Source organism: Psychrobacter pacificensis, assembly GCF_900101915.1.
Taxonomy (GTDB): Bacteria; Pseudomonadota; Gammaproteobacteria; order Pseudomonadales; family Moraxellaceae; genus Psychrobacter; species Psychrobacter pacificensis.
Genome location: NZ_FNAL01000003.1, coordinates 1 through 22,377 on the forward strand (window position 1 = coordinate 1; position 22,377 = coordinate 22,377).

Annotated in this window: 19 protein-coding genes and 2 tRNA genes; 9 read left to right on the forward strand and 12 right to left on the reverse strand. The window is 45.2% G+C overall.

Translation table 11 applies throughout. The features are described from left to right. A partial coding sequence (locus BLR43_RS02425) for a transposase (protein WP_143007404.1) occupies nucleotides 1–277 on the reverse strand: 277 nt, incomplete at its 3' end. 17 nt (nucleotides 278–294) lie between these two features. Here BLR43_RS02425 and BLR43_RS02430 point away from each other — a divergent pair. Further along, complete coding sequence (locus tag BLR43_RS02430) at nucleotides 295–921, forward strand: hypothetical protein (protein WP_093068476.1); 627 nt, start codon at nucleotides 295–297, stop codon at nucleotides 919–921. A gap of 11 nt (nucleotides 922–932) precedes the next feature. Then, entirely contained in the window at nucleotides 933–1,913 is a 981-nt protein-coding gene (locus tag BLR43_RS02435) for an NERD domain-containing protein (RefSeq protein WP_093068480.1), read from the forward strand. Nucleotides 1,914–1,925: 12 nt separating this feature from the next. Here BLR43_RS02435 and BLR43_RS02440 read toward each other — a convergent pair whose 3' ends face one another. The 8 genes from BLR43_RS02440 to exaC all read right to left on the reverse strand — a co-directional run bounded on the left by BLR43_RS02440 (nucleotide 1,926) and on the right by exaC (nucleotide 11,877). Then, complete coding sequence (locus tag BLR43_RS02440) at nucleotides 1,926–2,897, reverse strand: peptide ABC transporter ATP-binding protein (protein WP_093068484.1); 972 nt, start codon at nucleotides 2,895–2,897, stop codon at nucleotides 1,926–1,928. Next, complete coding sequence (locus BLR43_RS02445) at nucleotides 2,894–3,967, reverse strand: ABC transporter ATP-binding protein (RefSeq protein ID WP_093068487.1); 1,074 nt, start codon at nucleotides 3,965–3,967, stop codon at nucleotides 2,894–2,896. Before BLR43_RS02445 ends, BLR43_RS02440 begins: the two co-directional genes overlap by 4 nt. A gap of 1 nt (nucleotide 3,968) precedes the next feature. Continuing rightward, complete coding sequence (locus tag BLR43_RS02450) at nucleotides 3,969–4,883, reverse strand: ABC transporter permease (RefSeq protein WP_058023779.1); 915 nt, start codon at nucleotides 4,881–4,883, stop codon at nucleotides 3,969–3,971. Nucleotides 4,884–5,034: 151 nt separating this feature from the next. Next, nucleotides 5,035–6,051 carry an ABC transporter permease gene (locus tag BLR43_RS02455; RefSeq protein ID WP_058023778.1) on the reverse strand — a complete coding sequence of 339 codons (1,017 nt, stop codon included), beginning with the start codon at nucleotides 6,049–6,051 and terminating at the stop codon, nucleotides 5,035–5,037. Nucleotides 6,052–6,292: 241 nt separating this feature from the next. Continuing rightward, a complete protein-coding gene (locus BLR43_RS02460) occupies nucleotides 6,293–7,933 on the reverse strand; it encodes an ABC transporter substrate-binding protein (protein ID WP_093068491.1) in 1,641 nt (546 codons plus the stop codon). A gap of 624 nt (nucleotides 7,934–8,557) precedes the next feature. Next, on the reverse strand, nucleotides 8,558–8,884 hold the full coding sequence (locus tag BLR43_RS02465) for a DUF779 domain-containing protein (protein WP_058023776.1): 327 nt from the start codon (nucleotides 8,882–8,884) through the stop codon (nucleotides 8,558–8,560). Nucleotides 8,885–9,084: 200 nt separating this feature from the next. Next, on the reverse strand, nucleotides 9,085–10,113 hold the full coding sequence (adhP, locus tag BLR43_RS02470) for an alcohol dehydrogenase AdhP (RefSeq protein ID WP_093068494.1): 1,029 nt from the start codon (nucleotides 10,111–10,113) through the stop codon (nucleotides 9,085–9,087). A 237-nt stretch (nucleotides 10,114–10,350) separates the two neighbouring features. Next, the gene (gene exaC, locus BLR43_RS02475; protein ID WP_093068497.1) at nucleotides 10,351–11,877 is read right to left on the reverse strand and encodes an acetaldehyde dehydrogenase ExaC; all 1,527 of its coding nucleotides are present in this window, start codon (nucleotides 11,875–11,877) and stop codon (nucleotides 10,351–10,353) included. Between the two features lie 326 nt (nucleotides 11,878–12,203). Between exaC and BLR43_RS02480 the strand changes: the two genes are divergently transcribed. From BLR43_RS02480 to BLR43_RS02490, 3 genes are all read left to right on the forward strand, one after another. Beyond that, nucleotides 12,204–14,141 (forward strand): AAA family ATPase, encoded by a 1,938-nt coding sequence (locus BLR43_RS02480; RefSeq protein WP_093068501.1) that lies wholly within the window; start codon nucleotides 12,204–12,206, stop codon nucleotides 14,139–14,141. Between the two features lie 144 nt (nucleotides 14,142–14,285). Continuing rightward, entirely contained in the window at nucleotides 14,286–15,434 is a 1,149-nt protein-coding gene (locus BLR43_RS02485) for a type I glyceraldehyde-3-phosphate dehydrogenase (RefSeq protein ID WP_093068506.1), read from the forward strand. Nucleotides 15,435–15,526: 92 nt separating this feature from the next. Then, a tRNA-Ser gene (locus BLR43_RS02490) sits at nucleotides 15,527–15,617 on the forward strand. A 111-nt stretch (nucleotides 15,618–15,728) separates the two neighbouring features. On the opposite strand, the gene BLR43_RS02495 is transcribed toward BLR43_RS02490, so the two are convergent. The 3 genes from BLR43_RS02495 to BLR43_RS02505 all read right to left on the reverse strand — a co-directional run bounded on the left by BLR43_RS02495 (nucleotide 15,729) and on the right by BLR43_RS02505 (nucleotide 17,414). Then, nucleotides 15,729–16,463, reverse strand: coding sequence for a hypothetical protein (locus BLR43_RS02495; RefSeq protein WP_227674142.1), 735 nt, complete (start codon nucleotides 16,461–16,463; stop codon nucleotides 15,729–15,731). Between the two features lie 352 nt (nucleotides 16,464–16,815). Next, nucleotides 16,816–17,148, reverse strand: coding sequence for a CopG family transcriptional regulator (locus BLR43_RS02500; protein WP_071002054.1), 333 nt, complete (start codon nucleotides 17,146–17,148; stop codon nucleotides 16,816–16,818). Between the two features lie 190 nt (nucleotides 17,149–17,338). Further along, nucleotides 17,339–17,414 (reverse strand) — tRNA-Asn (locus BLR43_RS02505). Nucleotides 17,415–17,906: 492 nt separating this feature from the next. On the opposite strand from BLR43_RS02505, the gene BLR43_RS02510 reads away from it, so the two are divergent. The 4 genes from BLR43_RS02510 to betA all read left to right on the forward strand — a co-directional run bounded on the left by BLR43_RS02510 (nucleotide 17,907) and on the right by betA (nucleotide 22,260). After that, on the forward strand, nucleotides 17,907–18,251 hold the full coding sequence (locus BLR43_RS02510; RefSeq protein WP_071002053.1) for a DMT family transporter: 345 nt from the start codon (nucleotides 17,907–17,909) through the stop codon (nucleotides 18,249–18,251). Between the two features lies 1 nt (nucleotide 18,252). Next, entirely contained in the window at nucleotides 18,253–18,846 is a 594-nt protein-coding gene (locus BLR43_RS02515) for a TetR/AcrR family transcriptional regulator (protein WP_058023770.1), read from the forward strand. Nucleotides 18,847–18,952: 106 nt separating this feature from the next. After that, entirely contained in the window at nucleotides 18,953–20,455 is a 1,503-nt protein-coding gene (gene betB / locus BLR43_RS02520) for a betaine-aldehyde dehydrogenase (RefSeq protein WP_093068509.1), read from the forward strand. Between the two features lie 104 nt (nucleotides 20,456–20,559). Continuing rightward, nucleotides 20,560–22,260 (forward strand): choline dehydrogenase, encoded by a 1,701-nt coding sequence (gene betA, locus BLR43_RS02525; RefSeq protein ID WP_093068512.1) that lies wholly within the window; start codon nucleotides 20,560–20,562, stop codon nucleotides 22,258–22,260. Nucleotides 22,261–22,377: the final 117 nt, after the last annotated feature.

Genomic DNA, 22,377 nt, shown 5'->3' on the forward strand with positions numbered 1-22,377 from the left:
CGGCTGCCTTACGTATGATCTCATTGGCCTGTTTGAGTTCTTTGTTCTCACGTTCAAGATCTTTAATACGTTGCTCTTGGCTTTGAGCTTGTACCGATGCAGGGATAGTTTGATCTATATGCTTCTTGTGCCATGAGCGCAGGGTTTCAGGCGTGCAGCCAATCTTAGGGGCAATGGCTTGAATGGCTGCCCATGTGGAGGGATAGTCGTTTGCTGCTTCGATCAGCATACGGACGGCGCGTTCTTTAATCTCAGGAGTGTAGGTTTGTCTTTTCATTGTCGTATTCTCTCAGAATGTTAAGTCTCCGACAATACCGGGGCGGTTCAGAGCTTCAAATTAGAACTAAGTTACAGCATTCTTGGGCAACCGCAGTTGAAACACTTGGTCTTATTGAGAAATCATCATTTAAAACAGGAGAGGGCGACACTGAGTTTAAAGATTTTTTCAAATTATGTAGCGCCTTATTCGCGCATTATGAGAAACAGCCAGTTTCGGAAGAGTTAAGGGGTTTTTCGGTCATAGAGCTTGCTAAAGAATTAAAAATATTAGAAGAAAAATTGAATATCTTCCAGAAGTTACAAGGAGTAGCAATCTCATCTCAGTATATCGGAACCAATAATAAAGTTACTGGAGACTGTGAATATTTTTTAGTTGAACTAAACCTTAGAGACGAAAATCCCCAAGTGAATATTACAGGTTTTAATAAAGAGATGAAAGATATGGCTGAAAGCCATTATCAAAGGAGAGAAATTACACTACGTGATGAACCTAAAGTTGATATCGTTCTAATATCAATGAGTAATGTAAAAGATATAGAGAAAGCATATCCGAATTATTTTTTGGATACGGAATTGTTTATTGAGAATCTACAGAAAATTTGTAGTACAGCTCTTATGGGTATAGCACAAAATAAAAATTAGAGTAAAAAACTATGTCCCTAAAATCCACCTTTAAAGGTTTCCTCGGTGAAACCGTCATCAACGTCGCCATGTGGCTCAAGCTTGAAAAAGACGTTTATCATCGGCTAAACAATGTCACTTTGCCATTAGCCAATGGCGGCAGTACACAAATCGATCACGTCATCGTTTCTGTATACGGCATCTTTGTGATTAAAACCAAAAACTATAAAGGTTGGATATACGGTAGCGAGAAGCAAAAGCAGTGGACACAAGTTTTCCAAAATGGAAGTAAATTCAAATTCCAAAATCCATTGCGCCAGAACTACTTGCACATTAAGACGCTCGCAGATTTATTAGGGTTGGAGCTGAGCTACTTCCATTCGATGATTGCTTTTATCGGTGAGTGCGAGTTAAAAACCCACGATGAGCTACCCGAACATGTATTGACCAGTGGTATGGTGTCGTATGTAAAGAAAAAACAAGATAAGCTACTCACTGAAGATGAGGTCACATCTATCGTCGAGCAGATCGAGAGCAATAAATTTAGCAATTCATGGCGTGCCAATCGGCAGCATAAAGCCTATCTAAAAGACAAGCATAGCAACCCAAGTAAGAATATTGATAACCCCACACCTAAGTCTATAATAAAAGAAACCGTTGATAGAACTATCCTAAAGAGTAGAGAAGTGCATCGATGGTCTGGTCAAACTGAGATTGAATCTACCGCACCACCAATTGATAGTCTAAATGCTCAGCAAATAATCAAACCGCATGACATGGCCAATAAAGTGTTTCTGACGCCATTTGAGATTGTAGAATCTGAGCCAAAAGTGAATAAACCTGAGATACTTAAAGCAACAGCTCATGACGCTAATATCGATCAAGCGCCAACCTGCCCAAGATGCAACGGCGAGATGATTAAGAGAGTAGCAAAAAAAGGCCAGAATCAAGGTCAGACCTTTTTTGGTTGTATCCAATTTCCTAAATGCCGCGGCGTAGTAAATATTGATTAACTACTAGTCACATTACCCGTATATCTCTTCCAAGCGCAGACAAGCCACCAATCGACCATCCCATTCGCGCAGTTGTGGCTCAATTTCGCTGCACTGCGAGGTCGCATATGGGCAGCGTTTATGTAGAGCACACCCGCTTGGCGGATTAAGCGGGCTTGGTAGCTCACCTTGTAGCGTCAAATCTTTCTTTTGGCCATTTACTGTGGGTGCAGCCGCCAGTAATGCGATGGTATAAGGATGCTTTGGCGCATTATAAATGGCTTCTTTGGGCCCGTGCTCGACGGCTTGACCTAAATACATCACCATCACGTCGTCAGCGACATGACGTACGACTGACAAGTTGTGCGAGATAAAGACGTAGGCAGTACGATACTCATCCTGCAAATCCATAAACAGATTTAAGACTTGCGCTTGAATCGACACATCAAGTGCAGAGGTCGGCTCATCAGCGACGACGATTTTAGGATTGAGCATCATCGCACGGGCGAGGGCAATCCGCTGGCGCTGACCCCCTGAAAACATATGTGGAAAACGCCCAGCATGTTCAGGACGTAGGCCGACATTTCTCATCATCTCATTGATTTTGTCACGCTTTTCTTCTTTAGACAGGTTGGTATGAATATCCAAAGGCTCTGTCAGTTGGTAGGCGATAGTATGACGCGGATTCAAGCTACCATAAGGGTTTTGGAAGACCATTTGAATTTCGGTACGTAAGTCTTTGAGCGCCTTTCTACTATAGCCAGTGGTGGCTTCGTCGTTGATAAAAAGCTCGCCCTGCGTCGGCTGCTCGATGAGTGTCAGCTGGCGGGCAAGGGTAGATTTGCCGCAGCCGGATTCACCGACGACTGCCAGTGTCTTACCTGCTTCAAGCTCGAATGAGATACCGTTCAAGGCTTTGACGTGCGCTTTTGGTTTACCCAATCCTTGCGATACTGGGTAATGCTTGTGTAAATTGTCTGCTTTTAAAACCACTTTATTATTCATATTTGTGACTCCAAAATAGCAGCGTGAGAGATGGGGGTGCGAGCAGTAGGATCGGCATGAATGCAGCGCACTTTGCCATTTGGTGTGTCCAAAATAGGCGGCGGCACGTCACAAGCAGGCTCTTTGTATGGGCAGCGAGGAGACAATAAGCAACCGCTTGGGCGATCATATTGGCTTGGTACGACCCCAGGCAAGCTGTTCAATCGATCTTGTCCGATAGCCAGCTCAGGAATGGCTTGTAAAAGCGCCTCTGTGTAAGGATGTGCAGGATGTTGAAAAACCTCTGGCACGGTACTGGTTTCAACCACTTGTCCAGCATACATGACCGCGACATCACGCGAGTTTTGTGCAACAAGGCCCAAATCATGGGTAATCAGTACCATTGCCATCTGTTTTTCGCGTTGCAATCGACCGAGCAAATCCATGATCTGCGCTTGTACGGTGACATCAAGTGCGGTCGTTGGCTCGTCTGCGATGAGCAGTTTTGGTTCACACGCAAGCGCCATCGCAATCATAACGCGCTGGCTCATACCGCCTGAGAGCTGATGTGGATACACTTTGAGTCGGTTTTTGGCGTCAGGCATTTCGACCAACTCTAACAGCTCTAATATGCGTGCCTGTACTGCTGCACCGCGTAAGCCCAAATGCTTACGCAGCACTTCACCTAACTGCATCTCAACGGTAAAGCTTGGATTGAGGCAAGACATCGCGTTTTGAAAGATCATGGAGATGTCTTTGCCAATGATGCCGCGTTTTTCTTTGGCAGGCATACTGATCATATCTTTATTATCAAACATCACTCGCTTGGCACGGACGGTGGCAGACGGCGGCAATAGTCCCATTAGCGCCATCATAGTGACCGACTTACCTGAGCCGGATTCACCAACGACAGCGATGACTTCACCTTGTGTGATTTTTAAAGACACATCATCGACAGCACGAAAGGCACGCTTTCCTTGACCAAAAGTGACCGACAGATTTTCGATGTCCAATAACAGCGGCGCGTCTGTTGTTGATGCACCATTCATAGAAGTATGAGCGGTAGGCGTTTTAATTAAAGTATCAGTCATCTTAGGTCACCTGCTTTAATTTGGGATCGAGCGCGTCACGCAGGCCATCACCCGTCAAGTTAATCGACAATGCAGCCAAGAAGATAGCGACACCTGGCCAAATAGCGAGCCAAACGTTACTTTGAATGTATTGACGAGCCGTACCGAGCATCGCGCCCCATTCAGCATCAGGTGGCTGTACCCCAAAGCCTAAGAAACCAATCGCACCCGCTTCTAAAATAGCAGAGGAAAAAATCATCGTTGCTTGTACGATGAGCGGTGCCATGCAGTTGGGTAGAATCGTGATAAATAATAAACGCAGCACACCAGCACCCATCACCTGCGAAGCGATAAAGTACTCACGTTGCAACTCCACCATCGCGGTGGCGCGAGTCAGACGAATAAAAGGCGGCGTACAGACCAGTGCAATCGTAATAATCGTATTGGTCATAGATGGCCCTAAGATAGCGGCAATGATGATCGCTAGTAGTAAGCTTGGGTATGACATCAAAATATCATTGACCAACATGACCGCTTTGCCCCAAACTTTGGGCCAAAATGCGGCACTAAGTCCTAGTGAAATACCGACTAGCATCGCAAGGGTTGTCGCGCTCAGACCGATAAATAAAGAGTAACGCGCGCCATACATCACCCGAGACAAGGTATCTCGTCCAGCATCATCCGTGCCTAGCCAAAACATCGCATCACCACCACTTAAAAAGGCTGGCGGCAATTGCTCTTGGCCCGTAAACAACTCGTAAGGGTCATGGGGGGCAATTGCGGGCGCGAGTATGGCAACAATAACCATTAGCATGAGAATAATAAAACCCAACACCGCGCCCTTGTTTCGGCAAAAGGTCGATAAAAATAGTTGCCAAGACGATGGCGGTGTGGCAGCCATCAGATTGACATCAGAGGGGAGAACAGAAGGCTTCATGAGCAGTTCCTATAGTGGCTAGCGCAGTGACATTTTTTAGAATTTTGTCCATAAAAAAGTACTAAGCATTGCTAAAACATCACTTCAGCGCCAATCATCACTATTTATAATATAAGTATTTATCAATGTGACATTGTGTGACATTGCAACATTAAGAGGTATGTCGAATACGCGGGTTGATCAGACCATACAAAATATCAATAAATAAACTGACCAAAATCAAGGCAGTGGCGACCAACAAAATACCGTTTTGCACAATGGGGTAATCACGAGTAAAAAAGCCATCGAGAAGCCAATTACCAACACCTGGCCAGCTAAAGATAGTCTCGGTAATAATCGCGCCTGCAAGCAAGGTTGCCATTTGTAAGCCAACCACAGTGACGACAGTGATTAGCGCGTTACGCATCACGTGTACCATGATCACGCGGCGTGGCGATAAGCCCTTGGCGCGAGCCGTACGCACATAGTCTTCATCCAAAACTTCCAGCATCGCAGAGCGTGTCATCCGCGCGATCATCGCGAGTGGAATGGTCGATAGTGCGATTGATGGCAAGATAAAGTGTTTGACCACATTCCAAAAAGCGCCTGGTTCCCCTGAGGTGAGAGAGCCAAGCAACCATGAGCCGTACAGGGGATGGACATCCAAGAACTGTGCGACAGAGATCACACCAGCAACGGGTAAAAGGCCAAGATAGTGAGCGAATATACCTGTCAGAATAGGGCCTAGTAAGTAGATCGGCATCGAGTATCCTGCCAGCGCCCCTGACATCAGAGTATAGTCAATCCAAGTACCACGGCGTAGCGCGGCAAAGATACCCAAGCTCACACCAATCACACTAGCAATGACAATCGCACATAGCGCCAACTCTAACGTTGGAACGAAGTGCGCAAAAAAGTCTTGTAACACAGGAGAGCGAGTACGAAAGGATTGACCAAAGTCACCCGTCAATATACCCGTCAAGTAATCCCAGTATTGAACGATAAGGGGTTTGTCTAATCCCAGTCTTTCTAGGGCACGAGCATGTAGCTCTGGATCCACCATACGCTCACCCATCATGATCTCGACTGCATCGCCTGGTACGAGACGGATCAGAGTAAAAGTCGATAGCGTGAGGCCAAGATAGACAGGAATAAGAATGGCGATACGGCGCAGAATATAAAGTAGCATGGGCTGCTCAATAGTTGTGATTCAATGAGTGGAGTAGTAGCAATGAATGAGGTCGTCCGTGACCATGCCTTAAATGACCAAGCACTTAAATCAAAAGTACTCAAGTGAAAGGTGTTCAAATGAAAAGTATGTGAGTCAAAAAGCAATCAACTCATATAAATACGGCTGGAACAGAGATTCTGAGCCAGCCGAATACAAATCAAATAATAGTGCATGTCGTACCGGACGTAATTAGCTAAGGCTATTCAACGTTCACGCCATCGAAGCGTACAGCACCAAGTGGACTGATTTTGAAATCCACAACGTTTGGTGCAGTGAACACGGTGACTACCGAATGCGCCATAGTCGTCCAAGGAAGCTGCTCTTTGAAGATCTGCTGAGCTTGTACATAGTCATCCACACGCTCATCTTGATTGGTGACCTGACGTCCTTTCATGACTAAATTATCAAAGTCTTTATTACACCAACGTGAGTAGTTATTACCACCGACCGCGTCACAAGACAGTAATGAGCCCAACCAGTTATCCGGATCACCATTATCACCCGTCCAACCTGCCAAGATCACATCAGGCTCGCCTTTTGCCGCGCGTTTTAGGTATTCGCCCCACTCATAAGTAACCAGTTTGGCATTGACGCCAATCTTTGCCCAATCTGCTTGGAGCATTTCAGCCATGAGTTTGGCATTAGGGTTATATGGACGTTGAACAGGCATGTACCATAAGTCGATGTTCATATTGTCCGCGCCAGCTTCTTTAATCAGCGCTTTTGCTTTTTCAACATCATAAGGTGCATCTTTTAAAGAGTCGTCATAACCCCACTGCGTAGGCGGCATTGGGTTGGTTGCCTTGAGACCTTCGCTTTGATAGACAGCATTGATGATCGCGTCTTTATTGATCGCCATATCCAATGCTTGACGTACTTTAAGATCACTTAGCTTTGGCTTTTCAACGTTGTAGCCCACATAACCGACGTTGAAACCTGGTTGATCAAGAACGGTGGCTTTACCAGATTTTTTGACCGATTCAATTTCGGCAGGCTTTGGATAAGCGGACACATGACATTCACCCGCTTGTACCTTTTGGGCGCGAACAGCTGAATCTTTAGTAATAACAAACACAAGGTTGTCGATGTAGATGTTGTCTTTGTCCCAATAGTCTGGGTTTTTGGTATAACGGATTTGCGCGTCTTTTTGATAGGACGTAAAGACGAAAGGCCCAGTACCAACAGGTTTGTTATTGATATCAGGCTCATTACCAGAGGCCATCAACTGATCTGCATATTCAGCAGAGTTGATATAAGCAAATGGCATCGCTAGGTTTTGTAAAAATGGGGCATTGACTTCGTTAAGCGTGACTTTGACAGTATAGTCGTCGACCTTTTCGATATTTGAGATGATATCAGGTAATCCCATGCCAACTGAATAGGGGAATTCTGCAGGGTAAGCTTTGTTAAATTCAAAGTCTGGGTTGGTGAGACGTTTTAATGTAAAAATCAGATCGTCTGCGTTGAAATCGCGACTTGGTGTGAAATAATCGGTTTTACCGAACTTGACGCCTTTTCGAAGATTAAAGGTATAGGTCTTACCATCTTCGCTAATATCCCAGCTTTCAGCGAGTCCTGGCTGAATTTCAGTCCCATCTCTTTTAAACTGTACCAAACCGTTATAGATAGGATAAGCACTCGCATCAAAATCGGTGCCGGCGGTGTACTGTGCGGGATCGAAACCAGCTGGGCTGCCTTCTGAACAATAAAGTAGGGTTTTAGCGGCTTTTGCATCTGAGCTGGCAGCAGACTCGTCAGTGGTTTTATTGTCGCCACTACAGGCGCTTACACCCAAGATAAGCGTGGCCAACAGCGTAAGTTTAAAGAGTGATTTTTGCATTATTACGTCGCATGTAATGATAGGTAGTTGCTTATAAATTGCTATGCCTGTCTGAGGAATTAGCAAACTTTCAACTGCTTTTGGTATATTTATTTTGAAGATATATTATTTACAAAAAGATACATATATAAAGTTGAGAAAGATTTAATTTATATAATGTAGAACATATCGTTATAAATGAGTCGTTTGAATATACTCTCATAAATAGCGATAATGCAAGAAATCTTTGAAATAATTTAATAAAAAAGACGATTTCTATTATTTTAGAGAGCTAATACAACCAAAAAAGGTAACTTTTACGAATTTCGACAGTAAAATTCATAATAAAAAGTTATTAGTATACATGTATATTAATAAATTAGTTACTTTTCGGATACAAATATTTTTATTGTTGTGATGATAGACAAGCGTATAAATGACAATGATTTTTAAAAATCAGTGGATTATTGAGCAGCTGCTGACTATTTGGTGCGGTAGCTATTAGATGCTGTGGTTATTAGGTGCTGCTATGATTTGTTTTTATTAAATCAGCCAGTTTTTCCCCAATATCATAGGACAAGCTAAGACTGTCATATGGGGTACATTATTTAAGATTAATGCTACCTAGTTTTGCGTCAAACGTCCTTATATCGTACAGATTTCTGAGCGTACGATAAAGCGTTTGCCTTCAGGGATTTCTAACGAAAAACTCGCACCGCGACCATTGACGACATCAATGGTCAAATCGGTATGCTGCCATAGATTGTATTGTGCGCGTCCCATATAAAATGGACAGCCAACAAGCTCACCAACCAGCACATCCTGACCGCCTACCTTAAACTCTCCTAATGGATAGCACATCGGCGAGCTACCATCACAGCAGCCACCTGACTGATGAAACATCAGCTTTCCATGCTTGGACTTTAGTAGCTCAATCAACGCCTTACACGACTCTGTTGCTGCCAGTTTCATATCGTACTCCTTCTTATGGCCCATCCATGGTTTATATAATTGCTCTCTAGTATCAGTATGCCACAGTCAAATCAAAAAGGTCGCATCATCTTCAGACACATCACAACTGGCATATGACTAAAAAGATACGACCTTCGGCTGATAATTGACAGTTGGAATAACTATGTAATAAGCTTATAACACTGTCATTTTACTATCCGTTATTGATTATAGTCGATGACGATACGACCTTCGATTTTGCCATTACGCATCCGCTCAAAAATATCATTGATGTTCTCTAACGGCTCAGCTTTGACGGTCGCTTTGACTTTGCCAGCCGCTGCCATATCTAGCGACTCTTGTAAGTCAAGACGTGTGCCAACGATAGAGCCGCGTATGGTGATACCATTGAGTACAGTATCAAAGATTGACACCGGGAAGTCGCCAGTGGGGAGCCCGTTACATACTAAAGTACCACCGCGACGTAACATGGTTAAGGCTTGATCAAAAGCTTTTGATGATACTGCAGTGACTAACACGCCATGAGCGCCACCGATTTTTTCTTGTAGCAACTCGCCTGGGTCTGTATTTTTGGCATTTACCGTCACTGTTGCCCCCAGCTTTTTCGCGAACTCAAGTTTTTCGTCATCAATATCAACAGCAGCAACATTGAGCCCCATGGCAATGGCATATTGTACAGCCATGTGACCAAGGCCGCCGATACCTGAAATAACAACCCAGTCGCCTGGCTTGGTGTCGGTCATTTTAAGACCTTTATATACCGTGACGCCTGCACATAAAACAGGGGCAATCTCGATGGAGTCGACACTCTCAGGAATAATGCCAACATAGTTGGCCTCTGCAAGGACGTATTCTGCAAAGCTACCGTTCACTGAGTAACCAGAGTTTTCTTGCTTTTTACATAAGGTTTCCCAGCCACCCAAGCAATGCGTACAGTGACCACAAGCAGAGTATAGCCAGGGCACACCGACTCGGTCGCCTTCTTTGACGTGATGGACGTTGTCACCGACCGCCGTGATCACGCCAACACCTTCATGGCCTGGGATAAATGGCGGGTTTGGCTTAACAGGCCAGTCCCCCTCAACCGCATGTAAATCAGTATGACAGACGCCTGAGGCCTCCATTTTTACTAAAATCTGACCAGCACCTACGGTTGGAATGTCGACTTCTTCGATTTTTAAGTCTTGACCGAACTCATGTAATACAGCGGCTTTCATTTTGTTAGTCATGATAAGTTCTCTTTTATGGGTGATTGATAAATGTTGATATAAAAAGTTGTTGCGATATTGCATTCAAAATATGCAAACACCGTATTTTGAACGCAAGACTGCTACAAATTTTTCCTGCTGTGCGCCTAAGCGCATTAGAGGATATAAAAATTCGTTTCAGTTTTTTTATTTAGATCGTTGTAGCGAGCGGGCTATGTAACACTTGTGATAACCCGCTCCATAATTAGAAATGATGGTTTAGAAGAAGCCCATTTTTTTAGGGCTGTACGACACCAGCATGTTTTTGGTTTGCTGATAATGGTCGAGCATCATTAAATGGTTTTCACGTCCGATACCAGATTGTTTGTAACCGCCGAATGCAGAATGCGCAGGGTAGATGTGATAGCAGTTGGTCCATACGCGTCCAGCTTGAATACCACGTCCGAAGCGGTAAGCTTTGTGTACACTACGCGTCCATACGCCCGCGCCTAAACCATACAAGGTGTCATTGGCAATCTGCATTGCTTCGTCATCGTCTTTAAAAGTAGTCACGGCAAGGACAGGTCCAAAGATCTCTTCTTGGAACACGCGCATATCGTTGGTGCCTTCAAAGATAGTTGGTTTGACGTAGTAACCGTCTGTCAAGTCGCCATCGTGCTTAGCTTGCTCTCCGCCGACGAGCACTTTTGCGCCTTCTTTTTTACCGATATCAAGATAAGATAAAATTTTCTCTAATTGATCTGAGCTGGCTTGCGCGCCAATCATGGTGTCGGTATCTAATGGGTTACCCATCTTGATGGCTTCGACACGGGCGATACAGCGTTTGATGAACTCATCATAGATGCTCTCATGAACGAGTGCCCGCGATGGACAGGTGCAGATTTCACCTTGGTTCAGTGCAAACATCACTAGACCTTCGACAGCTTTGTCCAAGAAGTCATCGTCCTCATCCATAACATCGGCAAAGAAGATGTTAGGGCTTTTGCCACCAAGCTCTAACGTCACTGGAATGATGTTTTCGCTCGCGTACTGCATAATGAGGCGGCCAGTGGTAGTCTCACCTGTAAAGGCAACTTTATTGATACGAGGATTTGAGGCAAGTGGTTTACCCGCTTCGACACCAAAGCCATTGACGACGTTTAGCACGCCTTTTGGCAAGATATCAGCGATGCCGATGGTCTCTAACATAAACAGAATAGAAACTGGCGTTTGTTCGGCTGGCTTTAGAACGATACAGTTACCAGCAGCAAGGGCAGGTGCTAGCTTCCATACGGCCATTAGGATAGGAAAGTTCCAAGGAATGATTTGACCGACGACACCAAGTGGCTCATGAAAATGATAAGCCACAGTGTTTTCGTCAATCTGACTGATACCGCCTTCTTGTGCGCGAATGGCGCTGGCAAAATAACGGAAGTGATCAATGGCTAGAGGGATGTCGGCTGCGAGTGTCTCACGAACAGGCTTGCCGTTTTCGTAACATTCGGCAATCGCAATCGCTTCTAGATTGGCTTCCATGCTGTCAGCAATTTTGAGTAACAAGTTGGCACGTTCAGTAACACTGGTCTTGCCCCAAGCATCTTTGGCAGCATGCGCCGCGTCTAGGGCTTTTTCAATATCGGCTTCTTTTGAGCGGGCGACTTGGCAAATAGTTTTACCATCGATGGGGCTTGTGTTATCAAAATACTCTCCATCGATAGGAGGGGTCCACTCACCATTAATAAAGTTATCGTATTTTTCGCGGAATTGGACCGGACTGTTTTCAGTGTTGGGATAAGCGTATAACATTAACCACTCCTTGGTGTGTATGTTGGTTATTTAAAATATGACTATTTAGAGATAGCCATTGAAAAATAAATCCTTGATCTTCCTAACCAATTTATTATTCTATCGTACTGAACTTTTGTACAGAACGATAATGACTTTTTATAATGATATAATTTGTATCACAAAACTTTCAGTTATACGATATAGGACGGTTAAAGTGGTTCGCAAAGCGGATGCAGCTGTTATAATTGTGAGCATCTACTTTGGCTTGCTCTGGTCAATTAATTAACCAGAGCGGCTTTCTTTTTTATACTATTTCTTTTCATAATATTGGTTGGTTTGGGTCTATGCGTCAATCTTCTGCTCTTGATATTCTAAAAACAGGTCAAAACGTCTTTTTGACTGGCTCAGCAGGTTCAGGTAAGACTTATACCCTCAATCAATACATTGATTATCTGCGCGCTCGCCGTGTACCGGTTGCAGTCACAGCCAGTACCGGTATCGCTGCCACCCACATGAACGGCACGACGATTCATAGTTGGTCGGGTATTGGTATCAAAGATGAGCTGTCTGATCGTGATTTGACCAATTTATCTCGTAAGCAGTTTTTGGCAGACAGATTAAAAGATACGGCAGTACTGGTCATCGATGAGATATCGATGCTACATGCCAAGCAGCTCAATTTGGTCAATCAAGTGCTCAAGTATATTCGCAAAAACGACAAAGCCTTTGGCGGCATCCAAGTCGTGGTCGCAGGAGATTTTTTTCAGTTGCCACCAATAGGTAGTAAAGGCGAGAGCAATCGTGAAAAGTTCGCCTTTATGTCTGAGGCGTGGCTCGATGCCAAATTTCATATTTGCTATCTGTCAGAGCAGCATCGACAGGTTAGCGAAGCGGCAAATGGCGGTTTAGACTTAGATGATATTCTCAACCAAATCCGTCGTCAGGAAGTGACCTTTGAGGCGATTGCCGCTTTAGAGAATACTTACGATCAAAGCGTCGATATCAAGCGTACTCGCCTGTACACGCACAATCTCAATGTCAATAAGATTAATGACAAGGAGCTGGCACTGTTAGACGGTGAGATGATGCGTTTTGAAGCCACTACCACGGGCGATAGTAAGCTGGTTGAAACCTTAAAAAAGACCGTACGTACTCAAGACGAGTTGGTTCTCAAGGTGGGCGCCAAGGTCATGTTTATCAAAAACAATGCCGAGCTTGGGGTGTCCAACGGGACGATGGGTGAGCTGATTGGTTTTGCTGCGGTCAAAATAGAGGATAAGGAAAGTAGTGACGCGTTAATCGAATACGATAGCAGCGATGACATTGATGAGGAAGCTGCTGGCGAAAAAACGGCAAAAGCTAAGAAGTCCGCTGCTAAAAAAGACAAAGAAAAGCCAAAGTCGAAGAAACCAACGACCCAGAAAATGCCTGTCGTGCGGCTTAATTCAGGACGAGAAGTCATCGCTGAGCCTGAGGAGTGGATCATCGAAGATGAGACGGGTGAGGTGCTGGCAAGTTACTTACAAGTGCCACTGTGTCTGGCATGGGCGATCACCATTCATAAGTCGCAAGGCATGACCCTCGATGCCGCTGAGATTGATTTATCGCGTACCTTTGAGTTGGGACAAGGTTATGTGGCCTTATCACGTCTCAAATCGCTGGCAGGATTGCAGCTACTGGGTATGAATGACATGAGCTTGCAACTTGATCCACTGGCACGCGGCGCAGACAAGCGGTTTTTGGTCCTGTCTGAAGAGGCTGATGCCAACTATGCGATGCTGGATGAAGAAAGTATGCAGCAGGCGCATGAGAAGTTTGTTTTAAAGTCAGGTGGTACGCTCAGTCAATCCGTGATTGACGCCTATGCCGCGCTGCAAAAAAAGCGCCGCGAACAGCAACAAGCGCAAATCGATAAAAAACAGAAATTAGGCAATCAAGTCTCTGACAAATCAGAGAGCACTTTGCTTGCAACCAGAGTGCTATTAGAAGAGAGCTTGACTATTGCGGAAATTTCACAAGCGCGTCAACTATCACAGTCCACCATCATGCGCCACATCGGCGAGCTAAAATCACAAGATCCAAGCCTTGCCTGCGATCATCTGCGTCCAGAGGATGAGATCATGACAGCGGTTGGCAACGCTTATGTCGCCATCAAAGTTGCCAATAACCCAAACGACTTCAATGATGATGGCAGTATCAAACTGCGTCCGATATTCGATCATCTCAAGCAAAGCATTGACTACAACACCATTCGTTTGGCATTGATTTTTATCACGCCATAGTTTGTTATGACAAGATAGTTTGTTATGACAAGATAGATTTTACGGCATTGTCGGTTTTTTGAACAAAAAATATTGAACCAACTGTTAGAGCGTGTCTAAAGCGACAACGCCCATTCTTTATATCCCTTTATAGTGATATCTTTTATGCCTGATTTTTCTAGCGCCACTTATCAATTGACCTCTGACCCGATAGCGGCGACCTATCGTACCACTGGTGAGCACTCACAGCCATTGAGAGTGGCTATTAATGGTTTTGGTCGTATCGGGCGCAATGTACTGCGCGCCTTGCTAGAGCGCTTTGAAGTATTAGGACGTGCAATCCATGTCGTCGCAATTAATGACTTGGCACCAGCAGATATTTTGTTGCATTTATTAAAATTTGATAGCACGCATGGTCGCTTAAGCCGCTTGGGGGTCAGTGCTGATATTATCGAGAGCGGGGCCGATAACGAGCATAAAACTCAGCTCTGTCTCACCAAAAACACTTTGACTTATTGTATCAATATGCTTTCAGAACCCAATCCACAAAACCTACCTTGGCAGTCGCTAGGGGTCGATGTGGTACTAGAGTGCACCGGTCACTTTCGCTCGTATGAGCAAGCGATGCTGCACATCCATGCAGGCGCACAGCAGGTGATCATCGGTGCTGCGCCATTCGATGATGTGGATGCTTGTATCGTTATGGGGGTCAATACAGATGCGCTCATGCTGGATTTACCGATTATCTCCAGCGTTTCTTGTACCACGCAGGCACTGGTGCCGCTGATTGACACATTGGATAAAGCGTTCGGCGTCAAGTCCGCTATGATGACAGAGATTCATGCGGTTACCGCCGATCAGACGGTGCTCGATCAAGCGCATCGAGATCCCAGACGGGCGCGTGCTTCTGGCTACAATATTATCCCAACGACCTCGAGTAGTATTGCTGCGACGGAGCGGGTATTGCCAGCGATGGCGGGCAAAATAAATGGACATTCAATACGGGTGCCCACCATCGATGTGGCAGCGATTGATGTGACCTTTGTATTTGATACGCCAGAGGTCAGCGTTGATATTATCCGTGACGCCCTTCAATCTGCCAGTCAGACGCATTTATGTGACATCATGGCTTATACGGATGAGCCGTTGGTCTCTAGTGATTTTATTCATCAAACTGAGTCGCTTATCATAGATGGTCAGCAGCTCATGCAAGTAGGCGAGCAGTACAAGGTTTTTGCGTGGTACGATAATGAATGGGGTTATGCCAACAGGCTGCTCGATATGTGCCTGCATCTGGCCTCAAGCAAGCGATAAACCAGTGGTTCAAAGGTATTTGCAAATTAATTGAATTTTTTTAGATTAGGGGCTTGCATTATAAAAGTATATCTATATAATGATGCACCAATGGAGACGTGGCAGAGCGGTTGAATGCACCGGTCTTGAAAACCGGCAAGGGTTCATAGCCCTTCGAGAGTTCGAATCTCTCCGTCTCCGCCAAATGCTAAAAAGCCCCAATCATTACTGATTGGGGCTTTTTTTATGGTGTATTTTATGAATACTGGACGACAGGCTCTATAAATCTCATAAAAGATCAAATGATGCGCAGTCCTACTGTTTAGCTAATGAATTGCCAAACTCAATGCTTTGATCATCTGCCAATATAAGTGTGCCTTCTTTAATCTCGATCGTCATATCCTTCGTGTTTTTAATGGCGCGCATGACATTGATGTCTTCAATACTACTCTCGATGATGATCTTGCCAGATTGTTCTGGCTCGATGGCTGGATCAAATTGTATGAGAGGAACATTGAAGTCTTTGCCTTGTTTCAGGTTGGCGTCTTTCATCGTTAGTGTGCCTTTAAAACTTTGTATTGCAACGTCTCCATGGTTGGATAGCATAAACTGCATTTTGACTTGGTTTAAGCTATCGCTATCACTGGTCTTAATCGGTAAGAGAGCGACAGAATACGTCTGTGCCGTCGCATTTGCTGTTTGACCTGTCACAATAGGACTTTTCTTGCCTGTTGGATTATTAGGATGCAGCCGCTCGTACTCACGCTGTTGTATGAGGGCCTGCTTGATAGTGGTGCGCGGCATGGCGCCCGATTCATACGCATCGCTAAGCTTCATGCGTAGCATATATCGACTGAGTAGCTGCTGATCGTCGGCAGGTAATTGCTCAAAAGTCTGTCCCAGTTTTTTTTGCCATTGATCAGAGTCAGTCGGTATGGTTTTTTGGTCTGGATTCGTTTGCGGCGACGAGCAACCCGGTGCTATCGCTAGCATGGCGACTGCCATAGTCAGACACAACGTTTTATAAAAATGCTGCTGTAACCCCATCATCGTACCTCTCCTTATACATTTTCATCCTCATATTGAAATTGAGGATGCACTCCAATCATTGCGACTATTTTCTTAATATACCGTGTTTGGGAACAGGTTTTGTTTAGTTATCGCTAACCACAGTCGCAAACGTACGATAAGGTCAAAGAGTAAATGCGTGTCGGTATGAGGCAAAAAAGAGTTCAGAGAGCAAGGCTGATCTATAAATTGCAATCTCACCTTTATCATAGCCACAAAAAAGACCAAGCTTGCGTGAGCAGACTTGGTCTTTTTGATAAAAATAGTGACAACGTTTTAGAGTCTCAGTCAATCTCAGCCAGATCGTTATGATTAATACGACTGATGAAGGATATTATTGATCGCTGTCTTGCAATTCAGATAAAGAGTGAGAGATATTGTTGTTATGGGTCACAACGATTGCCTCATCGATGATGCGCTGGCTCACACCGCGCTTACGTAACGTCTCAATAAATACTTCGTCATGAGCGAGCGTATAATCTTGATGGTCACGATCGAGTCCTTGACGAATATAAAGACGGATAAGCCCTTGAATGCGCTTAAAACCCAATTCTGAGGAGGTTGTTTCTAATAGGGCAATCATTTCTTCAGACAACCGAATACTGATCGGGCGCATGATTTTTTGCGGATGATCAGAGAATTTATTTTTTACACGTGCAGGTATCATAATAAACCATTATTTTTAGTGAGTAGGGGTAAAACACTCAAACAAAAACGAACCCAATCAAAACTAATCTTACCATACAACAAAAATGCCAAAAAGAACACCGCTGCCATGCGAATATTATGATCAGTCAATATGAAAACGGCAACAATAAAAAAACCTTCATCAAATAGTGATGAAGGTTTTTCGTATATGGCTCTCCAACCTGGGCTCGAACCAGGGACACACGGATTAACAGTCCGTTGCTCTACCAACTGAGCTATTGGAGAATAAGCTGTCATAACTGCAAGTGTTTCAAGCTTTATAAAACAGTCATTACTTGGCTTGTTCGCGTTATGTGGGGCACATTTTAGCCAAGTCGTTAAAGGCTGTCAACCTTATTCTGAGATAAATTATAAATATTATCGCAATTATTATAAATAGGCGTTTATCCCTTATCAGATAGGACGTTTCAGCGCCTCTGCTCGTTCAATAGGGGCGTAAATAGGCCGATTTGCTCACAATGATACGTACACTTATAAAAATAAAAGACGTTACGTAGAAGAATGCGCAAAAAGCGCACGCGAGTATTTAGATCGTAAGACACAGCAGGTAATAAAAACAGTTCTATCTTGAAATAAAAGCCATTACGACATGCTTTGACACAATAAAGTTGCAGGACAGCCCTTCACATTGGTAACAGAACTCTATAAAATACCGACCATGTGGTTTCTTTGCTATGTTTTATTAGCAGTTGCTTAAATAAAGGCGGTGCGCAAAAGATGAGTTCTACGACGATTGCCTACGGTTGCCTAACCATTGCCATTATATGTGAGGTGGTAGGGACGACATTTTTGGTGAAATCAGAGCAGTTTACCCGTTTAGGGCCGACGCTGATGATGGGGGCGCTGTATGCACTCTCATTTTATTTATTGGCACAGACACTCAAGGTGATACCGCTAGGCATTGCTTATGCGTTATGGGGCGGGTTGGGCATTGTGCTCACATCGCTTGCAGGTTTGGTGCTATTTAAGCAGACCCTTGATACGGCAGCAGTGGTTGGCATTGCCATGATCGTTGGCGGTGTCGTTGTAATGAATTTATTGTCTAATTCTGTGGTGCATTGATATGAGTGTAGAAATAGAAAATCCTTATAAGCGTAAAAAACAGCCGGAAGTGGTTCGCCGTGCTCTGCTCGATCAAGCAGCACGGATCACGCTTGAGCAAGGGCTATCTAAAGTGACGTTTCAGGCAGTCGCTGATGCGGCAGGCGTGACAAAGGGCGGTGTGATGCATCATTTTGCAACAAAAAATGCCCTTGTGCTTGAAGTGTTCGATGATGCCATGGCGAAATTTGAGGCAGAAGTCGAGGCCGCTATGGCAAAAGATCCTGTGAGTCATGGCGCTTTTACCCGTGCTTATATCGATGCCACCATCAGTCTGGGCGAAAAAGCGCAAGAAGAATACGACAACCAAGCCACCTTATATGTATTGATGCTAGGTGATAGTGAACTACGTGAGCTGTGGGCCAAATGGGCCAACACGCAGTTAGAAAAACATGCCGCCACTGACGATACTGAAACCCTATGTATGGCTCGTCTGGTCGCTGATGGAATTTGGCTCTCCGACTTTTCAGGTATCAACATATCAGATAAAAAATCGCTACATGATCGATTGATAAAAATGACGCAACCTGACTTTGACAATCGTTCGGGTCAATAAATATCCGGATTGCTAACCATCCAACTTTAGAATTTTAACAATGACGATATGATTTGGTAAAACGGCGTTTTGTTGCCGCTTTTATCAATCCTCTCAAGGAGTATTTATGACAGATATCAACAATTTGACAGACATTATCGATTTAGAACAAGTGCAAACTGCCTATATTAATGGTCGCTACTTAGCGGTCGATGACACGCTCGCCACTTTTGAAGACATCAATCCAGCGACAGGTGAAGTGCTGGCAACCATTCAGCAAACCACCAATGAGCAGATTGATGATGCGGTCAAAGCGGCTCATAAAGGTCAAAAAATCTGGGCGGCGATGACCACCGTTGAGCGTGGTCGTATTCTCTCAAAAGCTGTTGAGATATTACGCTCGCGCAACGATGTGCTCGCATTACTTGAGACCAAAGACACGGGCAAAGCCTACTCTGAGACAAAGTATGTCGATATCGTCACGGGTGCTGATGTGGTTGAGTACTATGCAGGACTTGCGCCCATGATTGAAGGTCGTCAGATTCCACTGCGTGACACGAGCTTTGTCTATACTCGCCGCGAGCCGCTGGGTGTGGTCGCAGGTATTGGCGCATGGAACTATCCGATTCAGATTGCGATGTGGAAAGCCGCGCCTGCATTGGCTGCTGGTAATGCGATGATCTTTAAACCATCAGAAGTCACGCCGTTGACCGCCTTAAAACTGGCAGAAATCCTGACAGAAGCGGGACTACCAGATGGTGTGTTCAATGTCGTGCAAGGCAACTACGAAGTAGGCCAAGCACTGACCAATCATCCAGATATCGCCAAGGTATCATTCACTGGTGGTGTGCCGACGGGTAAAAAGGTCATGTCGAGCGCGGCAAGCTCATCGCTAAAAGATGTGACCTTAGAGCTTGGCGGTAAGTCACCATTGATCATATTTGATGATGCTGATATCGATACCGCGGCTGATATCGCTATGATGGCGAATTTTTATAGTACCGGTCAGGTATGTACCAACGGCACGAGAGTATTTGTCCCAAAAGCGCTACAAGCCAAGTTTGAGCAAGCCATCTTAACGCGTGTTAATCGTATCAAACTGGGTGATCCAATGGACGAGAACATCAACATGGGTCCATTGGTCAGCTTCCCGCATATGGAGCGCGTACTTGGCTATATCGAGCAAGGGAAAGAGAGTGGCGCGCGTCTGCTAACGGGCGGCGCACGCGTCACAACAGACGCATTGGCTAATGGTGCTTTTGTTGAGCCGACCGTATTTACAGATTGTAGCGATGATATGACCATCGTCCGTGAGGAAATCTTTGGTCCAGTCATGTCAATATTGACTTATGAGAGCGAAGAAGAAGTCATCCGCCGCGCCAATGACACCGATTATGGCTTAGCAGCTGGAGTGGTGACGACTGATTTAAAGCGTGCGCATCGCGTCATTGCTCAGATCGAAGCGGGTATTTGCTGGTTGAACACGTGGGGTGAGTCAGCGGCACAGATGCCAGTGGGTGGCTACAAGCACTCAGGCGTTGGCCGTGAAAATGGTATCGAGGCGCTTGAGCATTATACTCAGACCAAATCTATCCAAGTAGAGTTGGGTGCGTTTGAATCGGTCTTTTAACGAGTGGTATTGAGAAAGTGAGCGCAGTTTGGGCCTGATAACGCTGTGCATTTGACCTTGCTGCTACCAAGTGATTTATATTTTTCCATATTATGGAGCATGTTATGACATCAACCACCCCTGAGTACGATTATATTATTGTTGGTGCAGGGTCAGCAGGTAATGTGCTGGCCACGCGTCTGACCGAAGACGCCGATATCAACGTGTTATTACTAGAGGCAGGTCGTCCAGATTATCGATTGGATTTTCGTACCCAAATGCCAGCGGCGCTCGCAATGCCGCTGCAAGGAACGACCTATAACTGGGGCTACAAGACAGATCCTGAGCCATATATGAACAACCGTGTCATGGACTGTGGTCGCGGTAAAGGGCTGGGCGGTTCATCGCTTATCAACGGTATGTGCTATATACGTGGCAATGCGCTCGATTTTGACGACTGGGCAAAGATAAAAGGTTTGGAAGACTGGACGTATTTGGATTGCCTTCCGTATTTTAAAAAGTCAGAAAACCGCGATGTTGGCGAAAATGACTATCATGGCGTCGGTGGTCCTGTCGAGATGACCACCTCAAAACCAGGGGTGAATCCACTGTTTGAAGCGATGATTGAAGCGGGCGTGCAGGCAGGCTATCCGCGTACCGAAGATTTGAACGGCTATCAGCAAGAAGGTTTTGGTCCGATGGATCGTTTCGTGACGCCTAATGGTCGCCGCGCATCTACGGCTCGAGGCTATCTAGATCGCGCCAAGCCGCGTGACAATATCACGATTTTGACCGGTGCCTTGACCGATGTGATTTTATTCGATGGTAAGCGCGCGATCGGCGTTAAAGTTGAGCATCAAGGTCAAAGCAAAAAATTCTATGCCGCTCGTGAAGTGATCGTCTCATCAGGTGCTATCGCTTCGCCGCAATTATTGCAGCGCTCTGGTATTGGCCCTGGTCAGTGGCTAAAAGACGCTGGCGTGACAGAAATACTAGATTTACCGGGTGTGGGCAATAACTTACAGGATCATTTAGAGCTGTATATGCAGTACGAATGTAAGCTACCAGTGTCGATTGCGCCTGCCAATAAGTGGTGGAATAAACCTGCCATTGGTGCGGAGTGGTTGTTCAATGGTACAGGCCTTGGTGCTTCTAACCAGTTTGAAGGCGGGGGTTTTATCCGTACGGACGAGACATTCACTCACCCAAATATTCAGTATCATTTCTTACCGCTTGCCGTGCGTTATGATGGTCGTAGTGCCAGTGATTCGCACAGTTTTCAAGCCCATGTCGGTTCATTGCGTTCGCCAAGTCGTGGTCGCGTCAAGCTGACCTCAAAAGACCCCAGTGCGCATCCAAGTATTTTATTTAACTATATGTCACATGAGCAAGATTGGCAGGAGTTCCGCGCGGCGATGCGTATCACGCGTGAGATTATGCATCAACCTGCGCTGGACCCTTATCGCGGTGCTGCCATCTCACCCACCGAAGACTTGGTGACCGATCAGCAGCTAGATGACTATGTGCGCGAGCACGGTGAGACGGCTTACCATCCCTCATGTACCTGTGCGATGGGCGAAGATAATGATTCGGTCGTCAACGGTCAAGGGCTGGTACATGGTATTGATGGCTTGCGAGTCGTCGATGCCTCTATCATGCCAAATATCATTAGTGGTAATCTCAATGCCACCACCATCATGCTGGCCGAAAAAATCGTTGATAAAATGAAAGGCGTACAATTGCCGCGCTCTACGGCAGATTATTATGTGGCCAATGGAGCGCCGCTACGCGCTGAGCCAATGCGCGATTATCTCTCAACAGTGTAAATAATAAGTCAGCATAAAATATGCTGCTAAATAAAGAACGATATCAGATAACTCCAAAATAATGGCCTTTCAACGTAAAGGCCTTTTTTATCAGCGTCAATATATGAGCGCAATGTA